Source organism: Thermosynechococcus sp. HY213 (assembly GCF_031460975.1).
Lineage (GTDB): Bacteria > Cyanobacteriota > Cyanobacteriia > Thermosynechococcales > Thermosynechococcaceae > Thermosynechococcus.
Genome location: NZ_JAVKVB010000015.1, coordinates 113555 through 133712, shown reverse-complemented (window position 1 = coordinate 133712; position 20158 = coordinate 113555). Strand labels below are relative to the sequence as shown.

The window sequence follows — 20158 nt, the reverse complement described above, 5'->3', positions numbered from 1 at the left end:
GTTAGGGTAACCACCGTGCGTGCAAGCCGGGTGCCAAAGGTTCTGGCATCCCAACAGCAATTTTATCTTGATTTAATTCTAGGGGGAAAAGCCAAATTTGATGTTGTTGGGGGGAAAGTTGACGCGGTGGCGGGGGGGGTGCTTGGGGGTCAGTGGGCAGTTCTGCCAGATCACTGGGACTGGGGTTGACAGGGGCAGTCTCGCTATACAGATCGCTATTATCCACCACATCGGGCATTTCCCGTCCCTCAACAGAGTCAACGGCCAATGTACGGCCATCGGGTGCCAAGCTGAGGTAGAGTTCCTGCTGCGGGTCAAAATCTTTGAGCTTGAACAGTTCCTTAGTTTTCAGATCAAAGAGGGCAAGATAGGGAACTTCGCGGTAAGAGCCTTCCCCTTCAATGCGGGTGAGGATGGCATAGAGAAATTCCCCCTTGGGGTCAAATTGGCCGGCAATGATTGAGCCATTGATGGTTAGCAGTTCCCTATGCTCGCCAAAGATGTCCACCACATAGAGCGATCGCGAGAAATTGGGGTTAAACTTCACCGCTGCCACTTGCCGGCCATCGCGGCTAAAGTCCAGCACCATGCCATACTGGGGCAAAAAGTCAAAGTCACTCTCACCATTGCCGGCTTCTAGGGGCACAATCGCTAACCCCTGCCCTTGGGCAATGATTAAATGCTGGTTGTCGGGGGCAATGCGAAAATCACCGGCAGCCGCTTGGTTGAGCCGCCGAGGCTGAAAATTTTCATCGAGGAGCCACAGGGAGCTATCCGCAGGCTGGAGACGATTTACCCGCTGAACCACGATTTTGCTGCCATCATTGGCCAACTGAAAGCGCAGGTTTTGATACTCGCTATTGTCAAGGATCAGGGAAATTTCGCCCACGGGTCGAGGTTGCCGGCGGGGGGTTTCAGGGGCATTGAAGTATAGCCCGGTAGTCACGGTGTACAGTTGGGGGTCAAAACCCATTTGCTCGCCGCGCTCGCCGGCACTAAAGAGAATGCGATCGCCAGCAGGATAGGGCTGAAAGTCAAACACCCGTAGATTGGCAGGTGTAAGGAATATCTTCCGTTGCAGCGTCAGGTTATAGAGGATGAGGCGCCCCTCTTCAACCCCGGAGCCAAGATAGACCAGCACGCGATCACGACTACGAAACTGCCCCTGAAAGGGTTTGATCGGTTTCCCTTGGGGCACAGAAACGGCATCCTCGAGGGAGACTTTGAAGGTTTGACCGTAGGGAATCGGCTGTGTCAGCGTGTAGGCAAAACGACGCCCCGACCAACTGGCCTTGCCCTCAAGGGGTGGCTCAATCTTGAGATGCGCCGCCACCGATGACCAATCCATCAGCCGATTAAAGGCGAGGATAAAGGCGCGATCGTCGGCGCCCACATCGCGGTCTTGCCACGTAAAGTCCCGCACTTGGGCCTGGGTGCGATCGCCCCCCCACAACAGCAAAAGGGTCAGCACCAGCGCCACAAGGAACACACTCAAAGCAGCGCGATCAAGGGGCTGAGGGAAGGAGTGAGAACGCATTAGCAGGAACGGTCACACAGCAACAGGCGTACTATACCAGAGGGCTTCAATGTGCTGGATCATGGGTAGGGCTGCCGCTGGTTCTGCCAACAGCACTGTAAGATGACCCAACTTGCGGCCCGCGTAGGTTTGACTTTTACCATACCAGTGAAGGTTCGCGTGGGGGAGAGCCGCCAAGACCTGACATTTTGCCCCATAGTCAACCTGCGGTTCGGCTAAGCCCAAGAGATTTACCATCACCGCTGCCGGTACCTGCATGGCGGGACTGCCCAAGGACTGGCCACTAATGGCGCGCAAGTGCTGCTGAAATTGACTCGTGACGCAGGCATCAATGGTGTAATGCCCAGAATTGTGGGTGCGGGGCGCAATTTCATTCACGAGTACCTCACCCGTGGCTGTGAGGAAAAACTCAATGCCAAAAATACCCACAGCATCAAGTGCCGTTAGGATTTGGCGGGCAATCTGCTGAATTTGCTCACTCACTTGGGGGTCAACCGGGGCAGGGGCAATCACCCAGCGACAGATGGCAGCCACCTGCTGCGTTTCCACCACGGGGTATAGGGCAATGTCTCCTTGGGGCGATCGCGCTGCCATGATCGCCAGTTCTTTGACATAGGGCACAAAGGCTTCCACCAAAAACCCTTGGGGCGGAATTTCTGGCCAACGCTGCTGAAACTGCTGCCATGCCTGCTCATCGGAGATGACAAATGTGCCTTGGCCGTCATAGCCGTGGCGACAGGCTTTAATCACACAGGGAATGCTGGGCGGGCGATCGCCCAAATAGCCAAAGGCGGGTACAGGAATCCCCAGTTGTTGCAAAAAGTGGCGCTGCTGGTACTTGTTCAAGAGGGGAGCCAAGGAGGCAAGGCGGGGATAAAAACAAATCCCCTGCTGTTCAAGGCGCTGCAACCCCTCGAGATCGACAAACTCATTCTCAAAGGTAATCACATCAACCTGCTTAGCCAGTTGCGCTGTCGTTGCCACATCGGCGATCGCCCCATAGCAGACCCCCGCAGCAACCGCGACGGCTGGATCCGTTGCCGCAGACGTTTGTACCCACAGCGAGAGTCCCATTTCCTTGGCCGCCAGCCCCAACATCCAAGCCAACTGACCACCACCAATCACCCCAATCTTGGTTACTTTGTTCACGCTTCCTCTAATCGACTCAACGGAACCTATTGTCCTACACCAATGATCCTAGGGTTCTATGCTTTGTATCCCCTAGAGGGCAAGCTGCACAAACCAAACGCTGGGATCATCACCCGCAGCAAACTCAAAGTTCAATTTGCGGCAAATACGCATCATCCCCTCGTTATCCTTGAGAACATAGGCGTGGATGGCACTTAGCCCTTCATCGCGGCCAATTTGAATCAAGCGGTGTAGTAATTCAGTGCCAAGGCCTTGCCGCTGCCAGCGATCGCTAATCAACATCGAAAACTCGGCTGTATTGCTAAAGTGATCCTTACTGAGGCGAGCCGCACCAATAATTTGCGGTTCACTGGCGCCTTGATGCTCCACCACCAGAGCCATCTCGCGATCGTAGTCCACAAAACAGATGCGCACTAGGCGATCGTGGGCAACCCGCTGCGACAACTTCATCAGGTGGAAATAGCGCAAATAGACACTCTGCTCCGAGAGGGTGGCATGGTACTGCCGCATTAGGGGTTCATCCTCTGGCCGAATCGGTCGAATCAGCACTGGGGTACCATCGCGCAACTGCCAAGGACTCACGTATTGGGTGGGATAGGGACGAATCGCAGGCTTGACAAAGGTGCTTTCCTCTTTGTGGAGCACAATGCGGGCATCCAAGGCCATCAGGCGATCCGGGGGTGCCACCAAGAGGGGGTTGATGTCAATTTCCTTAATCCACGGCTGCTCCACCACCAGCAGGCTAAAGCGCACCAGCAGATCTTCTAATAGGGCAAGGTTGACGGCTGGCCAGCCCCGCACGCCGGCAAAGGCACGGGAGATTTTCGTTTGCTGAATCAGACGGCGTGCCAAGGTGGTGTTCAGGGGGGGAAGGGCGATCGCGGTGTCTTCGAGGACTTCCACCAACTGTCCCCCCGTACCAAAGAGAATCACCGGCCCAAACTGAGCATCGGTGGAACTGCCCAAAATGAGTTCAAACCCCTTCCATGGGATCATCGGCTGCACGGTGACACCAGCAAAATGATCCGCGCCAGCAGCAGTGGTGACATTTTTCTCAATCTGTTGGTAGGCGGTAATGACCGCAGCCGCATCGGGAAGATTGAGGGCAACACCCCCGACATCCGTTTTGTGGGTAATTGTGGGCGAATAGAGCTTGAGAACTACAGGATACCCTAGGCGATCGGCAGCAGCCACTGCCTCTGCTTCACTGCGGGCAATACAGGTTTCCACCACCGGTAGGCCGTAGGCAGCAAGAACCGCCTTGGCTTCCCACTCCGTTAATAGGGTACGCCCCTCACTGCGCACGTGCTCAAAGAGTTGACTGACAGCATTCCGATCCGGGGGGGTGGTGGTTAGGGGCAGCGAGGGAGTTTGGTAAAGCGCCTGCAGGTGATCGCTATAGCGCCACATATAACTAAAGATGCGGGCAGCGGTATCGGCATAGGCATAGGTGGGAATGCCCGCCTGATTGAGAATCGCTTCTCCCCCTTTGACCGTTGTGCCCCCCATCCAACTGGCCAGAATCGGCTTGGCACCACTGGGACGGTTTTTGGCATAGGTAGCGAGATCTTGGGCGATCGCCAGCGGATCGGTCATAGCTTGGGGCGTCAGCACCACCAGTAGGCCATCACTGTTGGCATCAGTTTCACAGTATTGCAGAGCTTTGAGATAGCGATCCGCAGTGGCATCCCCCAAAATATCCACGGGGTTACCGTGGCTCCAAGCGGGGGGGAGCACTTGATTCAGTGCCTGTAGGGTATCCCCAGAGAGGGGACTGAGTTTACCACCCGCCCGAATCAGGGCATCAGTGGCCAAGACCCCAGGTCCACCGGCATTGGTGAGAATCGTCAGATGGGGGCCTTTGGGGCGCGATTGCTTGTCTAAGACCTCTGCCATGTCAAACAAATCTTCAATGGTTTCCACCCGCAGCACCCCACAGCGTTCTAGGGCCGCATCCACCACTGCATCGGATCCCATCAATGCCCCGGTATGGGAAGCGGCGGCCTGAGCGGCGGCGGCAGTACGTCCTGCTTTGATGACAATAATCGGCTTGACATAGGCCACTTCCCGCGCGGCGGAGAGGAACGATCGCGCATCCCCCAGAGATTCCATGTAAATAACAATGCAGCGGGTTTGCGGATCATCGCCTAGGTAGTAAATGAGGTCGCCCCAGCCCACATCCAGCATCGTGCCAATGGAAACAAAAGCACTAAAGCCGACATTCTCCTGCAAACTCCAGTCCAAAATCGAAGTGCACAGGGCGCCACTTTGACTGAGAAAGCCGACATGACCCGATCGCGCCATTGTCGCGGCAAAGGTAGCATTCAGCCCCGTGGGCGGACACATTATTCCCAAACAATTGGGACCAATAATGCGCATCCGCGCCTGACGGGCGATGGCTAAAATCTCTTCTTCGAGGGCAAGACCCGCCGCCCCCACTTCCCGAAATCCCGCCGAGACAATAATTGCCCCCTTCACACCCGCTGCTGCACACTCGGCAACCACCGCTGGTACTGTAGCCGCAGGGGTGGCAATGACTGCGAGATCAACCGCTTCGGGGATCGCCGTCACACGGGCATAGGCCTTGATGCCCAACACCGAACTGCGGCGCGGGTTGACGGGAAAAACCGTTCCGCCAAAGGGGGTTTGAATCAGATTCCAGAGAAGGGTGCGGCCAACACTGCCTTCTTTTTCACTGGCACCGATGACAGCAACACTTTTGGGGGCAAAGAGGGGGCGCAGGGGTTGATGACCGGCGCGCCAAATGTCGTAGGCGGTGGTTCGGGTCATGCTGTTGCTTGCGTTACAGAGGTTGGGAACTGAGCCACCTCTACTCTAGCGAGGGCGATCGTTCCGAGTTACGATTCGTTACGCCGGCTGTACTTCCCAGTCACAGCCCTTCTCGCCCGTGCGCCAAAGCCGCAGGTGAAAGCGAGTGTCACCGACCCGCAAATTACGGAGGTGGAGTTCCTCGATACTGTTGGGCAACAGGGGCTGATGCACCAAAAACTTGCCTTGGGGCACATCCACCAGCGGCCAAGCCATGATCTGAATGAATTGAAACAGACTGCCCGTTGCCCAAGCTTGGGGAGAGCAGGCTACGGGATATTGCACCGGTTGGGGATAGGTCTGGCGATCGAAGCCACAGAAAAGTTCTGGTGGGCGCAAATCTGGCTGCCGACAGGCCATATCAAAAAGGGTATCCACCAAGGTCAGGGCAAAGTCACTATCACCAATGGCGCGCAGCCCCAAGGCAATCAGACCCGTATCGTGGGGCCAGACCGACCCCAAGTGATAGCCAATGGGATTGTAGGCAGGGGAGGTGCTGCTGAGGGTACGAATGCCCCAACCATTGAATAGATCCGGCAGCCGCAGACGTTGTCCGACCCGTTGGGCTTTTTCGGGGTCACAGATTCCTGTCATCAAGCACTGACCTGCATTGGACGTGAGGCTATCAACGGGGCGACCCTCGCCATCGAGGGCTAGGGCATAAAATCCCTCCGGTTCAAGCCAAAAGTCGCGGTTAAAGCGAGCTTTGAGATCCGTTGCTTGCTGCCGCCAGCGATCGCCCCACTCGCCATAGCCAAAGTCTCGAGCAAGGGCACTCAGACGGGTTTTGGCGGCATAGACGTAGCCTTGAACTTCACAGAGGGCAATGGGACTGTGAGCCAGTTGACCGCGACGGTTGACGATACAATTGCCAGAATCTTTCCAGCCTTGGTTGTCAATGCCTTTGGCTGCTTGGCGATCGTAGGTGAGGTAGCCCGTGGCGGCCATTTGTTGATCCACCCAGTTCATTGCCGCAAGGGCATGGGGCCAGAGCGCCTCGACCGTGGTGCGATCGCCCGTCCATGCGTAGTAGTCGGCATAGAGCATCAGCCACAGGGGGGTGGCATCCACCGTACCATAGTAGGGGGTATGGGGAATCTCGCGGTTGCGCGCCATCTCGCCAAAGCGCAGTTCATGGAGAATTTTCCCCGGCTGCTCATCGCGCTCAGGACAGACCTGTTTCCCTTGGTAATGGGCAAGGGTGCGCAGCGTATCACGGGCGATCGCTGGATTGAGGATCAGTGTCTGCATGGCTGAGATGATCGAGTCACGGCCAAACAGGGTGGCAAACCAAGGAATGCCAGCCGTCAGCACCTTGCCATGGCCAAAGGACTGCAAGAGCATATAGAGATCTGCCATCCCCCGCCGTAGGATGCGATTCCACTGCGGATTTGAGGTGACAATCTCCGTGCAGTCTGACCACCACTGTTGCCGCTCCTGTTGAGCCGCTTGATCGGCAGCCGCTAGGGATGAAGGCACAGGGACATGGGCTGTGGGTGCCCCATTGGTAAAGGGGCGGATGCAATAGTGAATGCTGTGGTAGCCTTGGGGTTCTAGCTTGAGACGCCAGAGGGCGGTGGTGTCATCAAGACGATCCGGAGGGGTGCCCAAGAACTGCACTTGGGTTTCCATAAGGGCGCCATCAAGCCCCTGGTAGGCAAAGCACAGATCCGCCCGTCCTTTGGTGTGGCGCAATTCACAACTGACAGGTTGCAGCGTTTTTCCCCGCTGTGGACGACCACCGCCGTATTGGCGAATTTCAAATAAATCTTGAAAGTCTGCCGCAAAGGTTAAACGAATCTCCACGCTGGCCGGCTGCGCCTGATGATTGGTGATGAGAATCGTTTCAAAGAGGGCACCCCGCACCACTAGGAATCGTTCAATTGCTAAGGCCTCCGCGGGCAGAGAAGGTTGCTTGGGATTGGTGCACACCACCTTGAGCGCATGGCTACCTGTACAATGAAAACTCAGCAGAATCGGGCGATCGCCCCCCACGCGCAATTCCGCCTGACTGAGGAAGCGGGTATCCTGACAAAATAAACCTGTAATAGCCGTTTGCTGCTCGTCATTACAGATATTGCCCAACTCATCACAAATGAGCAGCACATCGTCGTCCTTGAGCACCGGAACCGTTTTCGGGTGAGTTCGAATTTTAGTAGCCGGCGGGGGCGGGGCGACAATGGGGATATAATCGCGCCCATACAGGGAAACAACATCGCTCTCCATGGGTGCGGCAGCAGTCTATGTTCAATAGGAACAATTTTGGGTCATTTGTTAGATCATCTCGCAGGACAGCCATAATTGCAATAAGTAAATATGCACAATTGTAATGAGTCAATATGCGGTTGAACCCTGCCTCTGGTTGGAAGATCAACCCCCGATGGCCTTAAGGTGGCGCTTTGCGCCATTGCAAATAGGTGGCCACGCCCGTGTAAATGAGGCTGTGGAGGATCAGCAGTCCCCAATTTAGCAGCAGATTACCCCAAGTGGGAGCATAGACAGGTGTTGGATCAAAGGGCTGAGGCGGTGGTTCAAAAAGGCCAAAATCGAGGGGCGGCGGTACCATGCCATTCACGTCAATCAAGGCACCATAGGCACCCATTGTCCAACGGCCAATCGTCAGCCAAGAGAGGACAGTCGCAACGCCCGTGAGCTTAAAGAGGACACCGGCAAAAATAATTTGCGGCAGGAGCAATGGCGGTAAAATCTTGCTGGCTTGATCACTGTTATTTACAGCTGCAGAGATCAGGAGTCCCAAGCCGAGACTGGCCACCAGGGTCAGGAAGGTGGTGATGCCAAACCCCACCGGCCAAGGGAGGAGGGTACCCTGCGGCAGACCAAAGGCCAACAGTGCCACAAGGGTAATGAGCAGTGTTTGTACCAAAGCCATCCCCTTACCAAGGGTGAGTTTGGCTGCCATGTAAGCCCAGAGACTGAGATTGGCAAGACGTTCGCGGCGGTAGATGGCTACCTCTGTAATCAAGGCTTGCGACCAGCCGGAGAGTCCCACCCAAAGACAGGCACAGGTAAAGACAAAGAGAATGCGCAGGGTTTGAGCCGCTTGCAGCAGGCCGGGGGGATCTTGGGGGACAAAGGGGGAGCGATCAATAGCAAAGCGGGTGAGCAGCAGGGCAATGGGGACGCTGATCAGATTCAAGACAAGGCTGAGGCGATCGCGCCACAGGAGTTGCCACTGGCGTTGACACAACACCCGCCATTGATAGAGGTGAGGGGGTGCTGGCTGTTGGGGAGAGGATTCGGCACTGGCACGGTTTTCGCCCCCCAAAACACTGGTGCTCTCATAGTGCTGCCCCATGCTGAGGTGGCTGGCAAGGTAGCGTTGATAGTCCGTGGATTGGCGAAATTTTTGACTCCACGCGGCGCTGTTTTCTGGGGTTAAGAGGGCATAGATTTCAGCCACGGAATTCAGGGGGCGATCAGGGCTAAAGAATTCACAAGCGCGATCGCTAGAGCCAAAATAGCAAAGACGCCCACCCGAGCCTAGAACCAGCAGGCGATCGCACAAATGCACATGACTCGTAGCATGGGTCACCAAGACAATCGTGCGTTCTTCATCTGCCAATTGCCGCAGCAACTGCATCAACAAAAAGTCTAGCCCCGGATCCAGACCCGAGGTGGGTTCGTCAAGGAAAAAGAGCTTGGGGTTGGCCAATAGCTCAACGGCAATACTCACCCGCTTGCGCTGACCGCCACTGAGACTCGCCACCAGTTGATCTTCAGTTCCCGTTAACTGCACCTGTTCAAGAACTCGCTGAATGGCGGCTTTGCGGTTTTGGGCATCGGTATCCGCTGGTAAGCGCAGTTGCGCCGCATAGCTGAGGACTTCGCCCACGGTTAGGCGAGAATGCAAAATATCCTCTTGGGGAACATAGCCAATCTGGTGGCGGTAGGCAGCGATATTACGATGCAGATTGAGACCATTGAGCAGTACTTGGCCTTTTTGGACAGGGGCAAGCCCCATTAACACCTTGAGCAGTGTGGATTTACCAGTGCCGCTGCCTCCAACGATCCCCACAAGTTGCGTCGGCTCCGCCACAAAGCAGACATCCGCTAAGAGGGGGCGATCGCCGGCAGCCGTTTTCACCCATCGTTCCAATCCCCAAGCATCAATGCGAATGTGGCTGCCCTGATCCGTAATCTCCAAGGTCTCGTGGCGGTAGAGCAGGACAAAGGGGCCAATGCGAATTTGATCGCCATTGCGCAGCGTGTAGGGTCCCCTCAGCAATTGATCATTCACATAGGTGCCATTGGTACTGCCCAAATCTCGCAAAATATAGAGACCCGCACCCGTGCGATCAATACTGGCATGGCGTAGGGAGACCGTGGGGGCAGCCAGTTGCCAATGCTGATAGCTGTTGCTGGTTTCGCGCCCTAAAGTCAGCGGCCATTCCTTGAGGGCTTTGAGGACAAGGCGGCGCTGCTGGGGCAAAGGAGGTGGACTCGCCGCTCCCAAAGACTGGATCTGCACCAGTAGTTGCACCTTATTTCTGGGGTTTTGGCCAATCTCTAGACGTAGGGTTTCCCCAAGGGCAAAGCCCTCTTCAATGCCGATGCGGCGTTGGTGGTAGAACGTGCCATTGGTGCTGCGGCGTTGATGGCCATCTCCATCCCAAAGGTAGTAGGTTGCCCCCTGTTGCTTAAAAACGGCATGGCGGTTGGAAATCACTGACCAGAGTGGCTCATCGGGCACTACTAAATCCGCCCATTGGTAATCGCGTCCAAGGCGATGCTCCGGTTGGGTCAGGGAATAGGTCAACATTTTCCCCTGACTTTCGAGGGTGAGGGTGACGGTGGGGAGATCAACAACCGTTTTTGGGGGGGGCGATCGCATCACTATCTGCCTGTTCAAGGTGTTCAAAACTCTAACTAATATCTTGCCTAGTTTGGCAGACACCCTGTCCTCGTGACACACAAACCCCTCAGAATGGAGAAGATCGAGTGGCATTTTGCGATTTCTAAGGGTTGACCTTCGTGGGGGTAGAAGATTGAGAGGGTTCGGTATGCGCTGCGGAATTCAGCCGTTGTGTTCGATAGGCTTGCCAACCTAGACCTGCCCCAAATAGAGCGATCGCCCCAACAGCCGCCCCCAACCAAATCCACGGTGGAGAGTCTGTTTCCGGTTTTGTGTCTGAAGTAGCGGTTGAGGTATCCCCCCACAGAGATTGGGCATAGAGTTGCATCGTACCTTGGGTAACAATACGATCGCCCCCATAAAGACCGCTAATCACTTCTACCTGATCGCCAACTCGCTGGCCAAGGGTCACTTCGACAGCTTCAAAGGCAGTACCATTCTGCACAAACACAAGGGGGGGCTGATCGACTGGCTCCACGATCGCGGACTGGGGAATCATCACGGCATTGCGGGTTTGGCGATCGTCAAAAATTTGGACAGTCGCAAAGCTACTAGGTTTGAGTTTTTGGCTGGAATTAGCCAAGCTGGCGCGTACCGCAACTTGCTGCGTGGCGGGATCAACGACACTATCAATGAGTTCAATACGACTGCGGAAAACACGATTGGGAAGTCCTGCAACAGTGATATTTAGAGCTTGACCCACAGCCACCTGTGCTCGCTGTGCTTCTGTAGGGTAAGCAACCGTTGAGAATAGCGCTCATGGTGAGGGCATACCAGAGGGCAAGACGACTGCGGCTGTGGCGGAAGAGCTTATGATCAACCATGATCGACAACAAAGCGATAGCCTAACCCATGGAGGGTTTCAATGCAGTGCTCTTGACCAAGGAGGGCGAGTTTGCGGCGCAGCAGGCGAATTTGTGCTGCCACTACATTACTACTGGGTTCACTGCCCACTTCCCAAAGCTGCATCATCAGTTGGTCGCTACTGAGAATCCGCTGGGGGCGTTTCATGAGGTATTCCAAGGTCTGGAATTCCTTAGCGGTTAACTGCACCTCAGTACCCGCCCTATTTCTCAGGGTGAAGGTACCATAGTCTAACGTTAATGCCCCTTGACACAATTGCTGGGGTTGGAATTGGGGCGATCGCCGCAGTAAAGCCCGCAGCCGCGCCAGCAACTCAGCCATTGCAAAGGGCTTAATCAAATAGTCATCTGCCCCCGCATCTAATCCCTGAACGCGATCGCTGAGGCCATCCCGTGCCGTCAGCAACAAAATGGGCACCGTGTAGTGGTGGATACGCAGTCGCTGACAAACCTCCAACCCCGACAGCCGAGGGACCATCCAATCCAAAATCGCAACACTGTAGTCCACCTGCAACTGCTCAACATAGGCCCAAGCCAGTTCCCCCTCCTGCGCCCAGTCCACCACATAGCCTTCTCGTTGCAACACGCGCTGAATGGCGGCTCCTAAATCCGGTTCATCTTCAAGCAGCAACACCTTCATCCGTGCAATCCCCTAATTCACCGTCACCCAAAAGGGAGCAGTAACAATTTGCTCACCCCGCTGGAACTGTCCCCAGAGCTTGTAACGTCCGGGCACAGGAAACTGGGTCATAAAACGGATTACCTCCTTAGGTTGATGATCCACGGCATGGGCATGGAGATAATCAGCAGGTTCGAGGGGAGTCGTGTCTCGCAAAATCACCAGATGCCCTGCTTCGCCAAGGTAGGGGCGCAGATCCCTAAGGGGTTGCTGGGTGGCAGCATCCCGTAGGCGAAAGGCCACTTCCACCGCTGATCCAGCCTTGAGGGGTTGAGGGAGTTTTAGTTCGACTGCCGTTGTGCCAATCACTTGGGTGGTTTGAGCGGTTGGCGTACTCGATGCGGGCGGCGTTCCTTCAGCCGCGATCGGGATCATCGCCACCGTTTCGTCAGCGCCAGCGGGTTTATAATCGGCAATGAGGGTGTAGCCTCCCCCTTGGGGCAATGGGGTTGTGACTTGAAACTGACCTTCACCCAGATAGCGGGGATGCAGGTGCTGAAACACTTGAAAATCATCACTGACGATGATCAGGTGCATTAGCGCCTCTTGAAAACGCTCAAACTGCGTCACTGCTTCACCAGTGTGGGTGCGAATCGCCAACGTAAAGGTGGTTGGTTGTTGAGGTGTAGGTGCGGGCGCATTCAGTAGTTCCATATGGGTCGTAGCAGAGCCGTCTGCCTGCTCATGGTTGGGACTGTGGTGCAGGTGATGGTGGTCATGAAGCATAGGCATTTGCCGTTGCTGGGCAATCCCAAGGGTGGCGATCGCCCCACTCAAGAGCATGGCCAGTCCCAAGAGGGTGGGTTGGATAAAGCGTGGTAGCATCATTCTTGTCTTCCTCCCTGATTGAGTTCATAACGAAAGCGAAAACGACTGTTAATGGGTTGACCATTGATGGTGCTAAGGAGAACAATACGATAGTCTCCTGCCACGGGATTGGCTAGCCGTGCGGTGTAGTGTTTGTCCTCAGGGGTATAGGTCATCGGTAGAGTGACCCGATCGCCCGTTGGCGTTTCAATATCAGCAGTAACGGTAGCAGTACCCACGGGAATATGGTCTTCCCCCTCTTGGATATAGAAGTCAATATAAGGATAATTGCTCGCTGTCCATTGACACTGCCATCTCCCCGCGCTAAGGCAGGCCCTTTCGTGACTGTTGCCACATCCTGCACGCGAATTGGTTGGCCATTGCGGTGCGCCACCAACGCCACCGCTAAATCAGCGACTGATGTTGCCCGACCAATGCCCCGCACAATTAACTCCTGATCGGGAGTGACAATGACCCCACCCGCTGCATTTTCATTGGCGCCACTCACCCCCGCCACCACGTCCTGCAAGGAGACCTGTTGTGCGGCGAGGCGATCGGGATGAACCAGCACCTGATACTGGGGCACATCTCCACCATAGGCAATCACTTGGGACACCCCCGGCACTGCCAAGAGGCGATTCACCACCTTTTGATCCACAAGCTGTCGCAGTTCCATGAGGGAGGTGTCATCTGGGGCAGTGGGCACCTTGGGGGCAAGGGCATACATCAAAATCGTGGCAATGGGGGAGGTAATCGGTGAAATTTGGGGTGAGGCATTAGGTGGTAGGCGATCGCGCACCTCCTGCAACCGCTCGGTAATCAGTTGCCGTGCTTGATAGATATTCGTTTGCCAACTAAAAACTACCTTGACAACAGATAAGCCAAGAGACGATGCAGAGCGCACAGTTTCAACCCCTGCCGTACCATTGACGACACTTTCAATGGGCAGCGTAATCAGCGATTCCACTTCCTCTCGTGCTAGGCCCGGTGCCTCCGTTTGAATTTCCACTGGGGGGGGCGCAAACTCTGGCAGTACATCAAGGGGCATTTGCCGCAGTTGAAAAATACCGAAAATGGTCAGGGCGATCGCCCCGAGCACCACCAACCAACGTTGGACAATTGACCACCCAAGAATTCGATTCAGCATTACCACAGTGTGTTACTAAGGCTGATTTTGGCAAAGGCACATGAAATAAAGATGAAAAGCTAGGAGTTGCCGGACGATTTGTGCTTTATTCGTTGGCAAAACCGAGTTGCAGTTTCAATCAGGACAGGAACAAACTCGTGGGCAGCTTGCAAACTCGTGGCTAAAATGGCTGCATCTCGAATGTAGTCGTGAACCATTTGATTGCGCAGTTGCCGCATAGTAAACCAAGCGTCTGCATCAGGCACAAGGCCGAGTCGCTCAGCACGGTCAAGGTTTTCCAAAAAAGTTGCCACTGGTTCGCCAAAGGCACTCAGATAGGCGGGCAACAGCTTGCTCCCTAGGGTATCTTGAAGGCGACCAAAGCGTGCCACAAAAGCATCCACCCGCTCCGCTAGGTCAATATCCTCCTCCAATTGTGCTGCCCGCCGTGCCGTAAATGGCTCCTGAAAGAGGCGTTGATCCGTCACCTGTAGGTGTGCCACTTCTCGCTCCACCAGTTGGCAGAGGTGATGTAGGCGTTCCTGAAGTTGAGGACTCAACATTGAAGGCGAACTCCCGTTTGTTGGGCCCAATCGTGAATCGGCTGCCGCTGGAGATTGGGTGCCCAGAGGAGAATATCCACTTTACGACCTGCCATGGCGCGGCTGATTTTGGCACTGAGTCGAGCACTGACAAGGGCAGGATTCTCAACGGGGTGAGACAGCCGGATCAATAAATCCACATCGCCGCCCTTCAGGCGATCGTCCACCCGCGAACCAAACAACCACACCTCAGCCTCGCTACCCACCAGCGCCGCCACTATCTGGCAAATTTGCTGCACTTGCTGATCCGTTAATCGCAACCTGATTCTCTCCTAAGCCCACAAGACCAGTCCCATTTCATAGGGATGACTCAGATAGACGTGGCGCGGTAGCAGTTGGAGGGCAATGCCTTGGTGGCCACTCGTGTCGTAGCTCATCTCGGCGGTGTACAGGCTATAGCCTTCAGGGGTGGTACCCACAAACGTCATCAGGGTAGGACAAGCCTCCTCTAGGGTACCGGCGTCATTCACCCGCCCTTGGAACAAAATCACCTGTACGTCATTGGGGGAGAGCGCACCGAGGGCAATCACAGCTTTGACTTCAACTATTTCATTGACTTCGAGGTTGTGCTCAGCCGAGGTTTCAACACTGATGATCTGAATTGAGTACCAGTGTTCAAAGATATGGGCTTTCCAGCGTGCCAGTTCCTTGGCTGCAGCATAGTTATTTTCCTTGAGCGTAAAGTAGCGATCGCTGGCGGGGAAATAGCCCCGATGGGCATACTCGCGCACCATTCGCGCGGTGTTAAACTGAGGCGTATTGAGAGCAAGGGCTGCCTTCATTTTTTGCACCCAGCCGCGCGGCACCCCATTTTCATCGCGATCGTAAAACAGGGGAATGACATCCCGCTCCAACCGTTCATAGAGCGCATTGGCTTCCACCAGATCTTGATAGTGGCGATCGTCATAGGTTTCGCCGTGGCCAATCGCCCAACCCGTTTTCACATAGTCCGCCTCGTCCCACCAACCGTCCAAGGTACTCAGATTGGGTAAACCATTCATGGCCGCCTTCATGCCACTGGTGCCGGAGGCCTCCTGAGGCCGCAAAGGGGTATTCAGCCAAACATCACAGCCTGCCACCATCATTTTTGCTACGTGCATATCGTAATCCGGGATAAAGGCAATGTGGTTGGCCATGCCCTCTTGGCGCGTAAAGTGAATAATTTCCTGAATCAGTTCTTTGCCGGGGTTATCCTTGGGGTGCGCCTTGCCCGCAATCACAAACTGGACAATCGGCCGCCGCTGCTTCGCCCCCGTTTTCACCGGTACTGAGCCCAATAAAATTCGCCGCAGCCGTTCCACATCCCGCAAAAAGAGAGTGGCGCGTTTATAGGTAGCAAAGCGACGGGCAAAGCCAATGGTCAAGGCGGTCGGATCCAGCACTTCTGCCGCTTGCGTCAATTCAGCACTAGAGGCGCCCTGCTCTTCAAGCATCCGTTGTAGGCGCGATCGCACAAACATCACCAACTGATAGCGGCAAATCTCATGGATACGCCACAACTCCTCATCGGGAATACTGCTGACCCGCGACCAGAGGGGATCCGCCAAGGGCGCATCAGACCACTGCGGCCCAAGGTAAATATCCAGCAGGTATTGCAATGGTTCAGAAACCCGACTGCGAGCATGGACGCCATTGGTAATCGAGGTAATCGGCACCTCCGTCGGCGGCAGATTGGGCCACAGGCCTTGGAACATTTGGCGGGAGACTTCACCGTGGAGCGCGCTCACCCCATTGACAAAACTGGCGGTATGAATGGCTAGGTTCGCCATACTAAAGGGTTCTTGAAAAGCCCCCGGATTCACACGGCCAAGGGAGAGAAACTCCTGCTGCGAAAGGTTAAAGGCCTCCGCATAGTGGCCGACATAGTACGTCACCTTATCGGCAGGAAACAGATCAATCCCCGCAGGCACGGGGGTATGGGTGGTAAAGAGTTGGCTGGCCTTGACCACCTGCAAGGCTTCATCGTAGGTAAGCTGCTCTTCGGTGATCAGTTGACGAATCCGCTCTAGGGACAAAAAGGCCGAGTGCCCCTCATTCATGTGATAGACCGTTGGCCGCAACCCCAAGCTGTGGAGCAGGCGTACTCCCCCAATGCCTAGGAGCATCTCCTGATGGATGCGCAGATCCATATCGCCGCCATAGAGGTAATCGGTGATCTGCTGATCGTAGGCGCTGTTTTCTGGCAGGTTTGTGTCTAAAAGATAAAGGGGAACCCGACCCACCTGAACTTGCCAGATCCGTGCTTGCACGTCCCGATTGGGGTAATCAACCCGGATGCGGAGTTCTTGGCCTTGGGGAGTCGTGACGAGTTTCAGGGGCAGGGTATAAAAATCATTGCTGGGATAGCGTTCCTGCTGCCAGCCATCGGCACTGAGGTACTGCGAAAAGTAGCCCTTTTGATAGAGCAGCCCCACCCCCACCAAAGGGAGTCCCAAGTCACTAGCAGATTTGAGGTGATCCCCTGCCAACACCCCCAACCCCCCAGAATAGATCGGCAGGCACTCTGTCAAGCCAAATTCAAGGGAAAAATAGGCAATACACTCGCCGGGAGGCGCGTCCGTGCGCGTTTGCTGGTACCACGTCTGCACAGGCTGGGCATATTCTTGAAATTGGCTGATCACCCGCTCCATCTGTGCCAAAAAGCCGTTGTCGGCCGCCGCATCCAAGAGGCGATCTTGGCGAATACGTCCCAACAGGGCGACGGGATTGTGGTTGGTTTGCTCCCACAGTTCTGGGTCGAGACGGCGAAAGAGGGCGATCGCCTCCGTGTTCCACGTCCAGTAGAGGTTGTAGGCCAGTTCCCGCAGGGGTTCCAAACGTTGCGGCAGGTGAGGACGAACGTTAAACGTGCGGATGGGCTTCATAGGAGCTGCCAGTGTCGTCGTTTCTATCTTAATTTCCTATGCGCTTTGAGTATGATTTGCTGATTGTGGCGGCGAGTCCTTTGGCATTGGACATTGCCTATCGGTGTGCGGCCTTGGGGCGGATTGGCCTAGTGATCCCAGCCGCTGATGCGCAGTGGCAATGGCAGTGGCAACGCTGGTGGCTGTCGCAGTTTCCCCCTCAAAGATTGGATACTCAGCAGTGGCAGCACTTTCAAGCCCACCTCAGCCACGGACAGCGCCGCTATGCCCCTAGGGTCTTGGAATTGGTGGGGGTCGATGTGATCACAGGGGCGGGGGAATTTGTCTGGCAGCCCCGCTGTCATTTTCAGGTGGGGGGCGATCGCCTCTATGCGCGAGGCTATTTCCTCCTTGATGCGCCTGCGGCAATGGATGCTCAGGATATGGACGCCCTCAGCAGGATTGAGCTGGCCTGTTGGCACCACTGGTCTGGCAAAGCCTCGCATCCCGATGCACAAGGTCTGCCGCTTGTGGCCACAGAAGATGCGTGGTTCAACGATCGCCTGCATGCTGCCCTGAGTGGCCTCGGTCTAGGGGTTCCCCCACTGGGAAGGCGCAAAGCCCCCGATCCAACTCCTTTGAACCTGCACCGCCTCCAGCGAGATGCTCAAGGGTGGCTGCGGATCAATTCCCAGGGGCGCACCAGTCATCCCCAAGTCTATGCCTGTGGCGGTTGGCAGCGGGGGTACCATTTGCCCTCCCTGACCTACTTTGAAGCCTTTGCGATCGCCCGCCAGATTTTACAGCGAAAATCCCTGCCCCTTGATTACTACCGTCAACCGTGGTGGATTGCCCTACCTGTTCCCATTGCCCGCGTCGGTTGGAATGCGCGGCAAGCCCAGCAACGCCTCAGGGAACCCGTTCAACTGTGGGAGATTCAGCAGTTTAGTTCCGAGGGTCAGAGCTTGGGTCAAGTGGTGATCAACCGCCAAGGACAACTGCTGGGAGCTACCTTAATGGGTCAGGACGCGATCGCCGGTAGTCGCATTTTCGGGCGGTGTTTAGATCAAAATGCCGTTGCTGCCATTACCTATGCCGGTTGGGAATTCGATTGCCAGCGCCAGCGATCGCCCAAGGCGCAACCTTCAGCCAATTGCGGTAAAGGATTGGCTTCCCCAGACCCCTGATGCTGCCAGAGGATCGTAAAGGCGCCCGCTCCTTCCCCTTGGTGGGGCCACAGCCGATAGCAGGGAAAGGCTGCTAGATGGGATTGATAGGCCGCTAGTGCCGCCACAGGTTGAGGAACCCACTGCGGAAACCTTGCCATCAGCCAAGCCGCCACATCCTCATTTTCATCCTGACTAAAGGTGCAGGTGCTATAGAGCAACCATCCCCCCGGGCGCACCAAGGCTGTTGCAGTTGCGAGAATGCGTTTTTGCCGCCGTTGGTTGTGGCGAATCGTCAATGGATGGAAACACCCTTCAGCTTTTTGCCCCTTGGCCAGCAGCGATTGCCCAGAGCAGGGAGCATCCACAATCACCACATCAGCAGCGCCTTGGAACTCAGCAGCCAGCACTTCACTATCCCAAGCGGTGACGCCCACTGGATGCACTCGACAGCGTTTGAGATTGCTAATCAGCATCCCCACCCGTTTGCCAATGGTTTCATTACAGATGAGGTAGCGGGGTTGCAGCGATCGCCACGCAAAGAGGCTCTTGCCGCCGGGCGCCGCACACACATCAATCACCAATGACGGCTCTTGGGGCAGCGTCAGCAGCGGAACCGCCGCAAACACCGATGAGCTATCCAAGCAATAATAAGCCCCGGCCTCATGGAGAGGGTGTTGACCGGTACGGCTGCCGGGGGCAAAGCGACTCACCCAAGGGGGCTGCCAAGAAAGTGGCGGCAATGGCTCAAAGGGTAAGGGAGACGCTGGCTCGCGACACCACAGCACCGTGGCAGGGTAGGGCGGGGGAGTGGTGAGAGCCTCTAAAAAACGCTCCCGATCGCCGGCAGTCTCAAAGAGACGGTTAGCACAGGCCACAGCCAATCGGGAGAGCTTCACCACAGGCTTAGCGGTGGAGGGCGATGGCACCTTTGACTGCTTCGGCGAGGGCACGCACACTGGCCACCATGGCCACTTCACTATTGAGTTGGTTGACGGCAGAGCCGACCCCGACACCCGCAGCCCCAGCAGCGATCGCCAAGGGAATCGTCACTGTCGAAAGCCCCGAAGCACACAGCACCGGCACCGCAACGGCGCGGGAAATTTCGTAGGTTGCCGCCAATGTCGGGGCTGCTTTTTCAATGAGACCCAACGTGCCACTGTGGTGGGGTTGGCTACTGGTTCCCCCTTCGGTTTGAATGACATCGGCGCCGGCGGCCACCAAGGCCTCAGCGAGGGCAACCTGTTGATCCAAGGGCAGCGTGTGGGGCACTGTGACCGACAGCATGATTTGGGGCAGCAACTCGCGCGTTTGGCGCGTCAATACCAGCACTTCCTCAGCGCTAAACACCCGCCCTTGGGCGTAGAAGCTATCGTAGTTGCCGATTTCCACCAGATCGGCACCAGCAGCAACGGCATTTAGCAGTTGTAATGGCTCCACCGCAGACACACAGACCGGCAGTGTCGTCAGTTCCTTGGCAAGGCGCACCAGCTCAGGATCGGCAGCAATATCCACAAAAGTGGCACCCCCTTGATCGGCAGCAGTCACCACCGCCCGCACGCGATCGCGATCAAAATTGTTGAGGCCACTAATAATCTTGAGAACAGAACGCTGCTCAAAGGCAGCGGCTAAACGCGGATGCAGCATAGACTTGAAACTTTCCGTAGTTGTGCATTTTTTTATC

16 protein-coding genes are annotated in these 20158 nt (G+C 55.8%); 1 reads left to right on the top strand and 15 read right to left on the bottom strand.

Annotated elements, in window-relative coordinates; translation table 11 throughout:
• Window position 1: 1 nt before the first annotated feature.
• The 13 genes from RHK62_RS09470 to glgP all read right to left on the bottom strand — a co-directional run bounded on the left by RHK62_RS09470 (window position 2) and on the right by glgP (window position 17329).
• Complete coding sequence (locus RHK62_RS09470; protein WP_310453635.1) at window positions 2-1537, bottom strand: hypothetical protein; 1536 nt, start codon at window positions 1535-1537, stop codon at window positions 2-4.
• A gap of 12 nt (window positions 1538-1549) precedes the next feature.
• On the bottom strand, window positions 1550-2686 hold the full coding sequence (locus tag RHK62_RS09465) for a 5-(carboxyamino)imidazole ribonucleotide synthase (RefSeq protein ID WP_302678390.1): 1137 nt from the start codon (window positions 2684-2686) through the stop codon (window positions 1550-1552).
• A 72-nt stretch (window positions 2687-2758) separates the two neighbouring features.
• Window positions 2759-5476: a bifunctional acetate--CoA ligase family protein/GNAT family N-acetyltransferase gene (locus tag RHK62_RS09460; RefSeq protein ID WP_310453634.1), complete on the bottom strand. Its 2718-nt coding sequence runs from the start codon at window positions 5474-5476 to the stop codon at window positions 2759-2761.
• Window positions 5477-5554: 78 nt separating this feature from the next.
• Window positions 5555-7741, bottom strand: coding sequence for an amylo-alpha-1,6-glucosidase (locus RHK62_RS09455; protein ID WP_206200341.1), 2187 nt, complete (start codon window positions 7739-7741; stop codon window positions 5555-5557).
• 160 nt (window positions 7742-7901) lie between these two features.
• Entirely contained in the window at window positions 7902-10367 is a 2466-nt protein-coding gene (locus RHK62_RS09450; RefSeq protein ID WP_310453633.1) for an ATP-binding cassette domain-containing protein, read from the bottom strand.
• Between the two features lie 124 nt (window positions 10368-10491).
• Window positions 10492-11091, bottom strand: a complete 600-nt coding sequence (locus RHK62_RS09445; protein WP_302678386.1) for an efflux RND transporter periplasmic adaptor subunit — start codon at window positions 11089-11091, stop codon at window positions 10492-10494.
• Window positions 11092-11204: 113 nt separating this feature from the next.
• Window positions 11205-11891 carry a two-component system response regulator RppA gene (rppA, locus tag RHK62_RS09440; RefSeq protein WP_310453632.1) on the bottom strand — a complete coding sequence of 229 codons (687 nt, stop codon included), beginning with the start codon at window positions 11889-11891 and terminating at the stop codon, window positions 11205-11207.
• A gap of 12 nt (window positions 11892-11903) precedes the next feature.
• A complete protein-coding gene (locus RHK62_RS09435) occupies window positions 11904-12758 on the bottom strand; it encodes a hypothetical protein (protein WP_302678384.1) in 855 nt (284 codons plus the stop codon).
• Complete coding sequence (locus RHK62_RS09430) at window positions 12755-12976, bottom strand: hypothetical protein (protein WP_310438575.1); 222 nt, start codon at window positions 12974-12976, stop codon at window positions 12755-12757. The genes RHK62_RS09435 and RHK62_RS09430 overlap by 4 nt, the downstream gene beginning before the upstream one ends.
• Window positions 12910-13884, bottom strand: coding sequence for an efflux RND transporter permease subunit (locus tag RHK62_RS09425; protein ID WP_310453631.1), 975 nt, complete (start codon window positions 13882-13884; stop codon window positions 12910-12912). The genes RHK62_RS09430 and RHK62_RS09425 overlap by 67 nt, the downstream gene beginning before the upstream one ends.
• Before the next feature lie 59 nt (window positions 13885-13943).
• Entirely contained in the window at window positions 13944-14426 is a 483-nt protein-coding gene (locus RHK62_RS09420; protein WP_302677449.1) for a hypothetical protein, read from the bottom strand.
• Window positions 14420-14725 (bottom strand): nucleotidyltransferase domain-containing protein, encoded by a 306-nt coding sequence (locus RHK62_RS09415; protein WP_206200334.1) that lies wholly within the window; start codon window positions 14723-14725, stop codon window positions 14420-14422. Before RHK62_RS09415 ends, RHK62_RS09420 begins: the two co-directional genes overlap by 7 nt.
• A 12-nt stretch (window positions 14726-14737) precedes the next feature.
• On the bottom strand, window positions 14738-17329 hold the full coding sequence (glgP, locus tag RHK62_RS09410; protein WP_302677450.1) for an alpha-glucan family phosphorylase: 2592 nt from the start codon (window positions 17327-17329) through the stop codon (window positions 14738-14740).
• 38 nt (window positions 17330-17367) lie between these two features.
• Here glgP and RHK62_RS09405 point away from each other — a divergent pair, with 38 nt between their 5' ends.
• On the top strand, window positions 17368-18495 hold the full coding sequence (locus RHK62_RS09405) for a hypothetical protein (RefSeq protein ID WP_302678381.1): 1128 nt from the start codon (window positions 17368-17370) through the stop codon (window positions 18493-18495).
• Here the strand turns inward: RHK62_RS09405 and RHK62_RS09400 are convergent.
• Window positions 18399-19403 carry an RsmB/NOP family class I SAM-dependent RNA methyltransferase gene (locus RHK62_RS09400; protein ID WP_302678380.1) on the bottom strand — a complete coding sequence of 335 codons (1005 nt, stop codon included), beginning with the start codon at window positions 19401-19403 and terminating at the stop codon, window positions 18399-18401. The genes RHK62_RS09405 and RHK62_RS09400 overlap by 97 nt on opposite strands.
• Window positions 19381-20121 (bottom strand): DUF561 domain-containing protein, encoded by a 741-nt coding sequence (locus tag RHK62_RS09395; RefSeq protein WP_206200330.1) that lies wholly within the window; start codon window positions 20119-20121, stop codon window positions 19381-19383. The genes RHK62_RS09400 and RHK62_RS09395 overlap by 23 nt, the downstream gene beginning before the upstream one ends.
• Window positions 20122-20158: the final 37 nt, after the last annotated feature.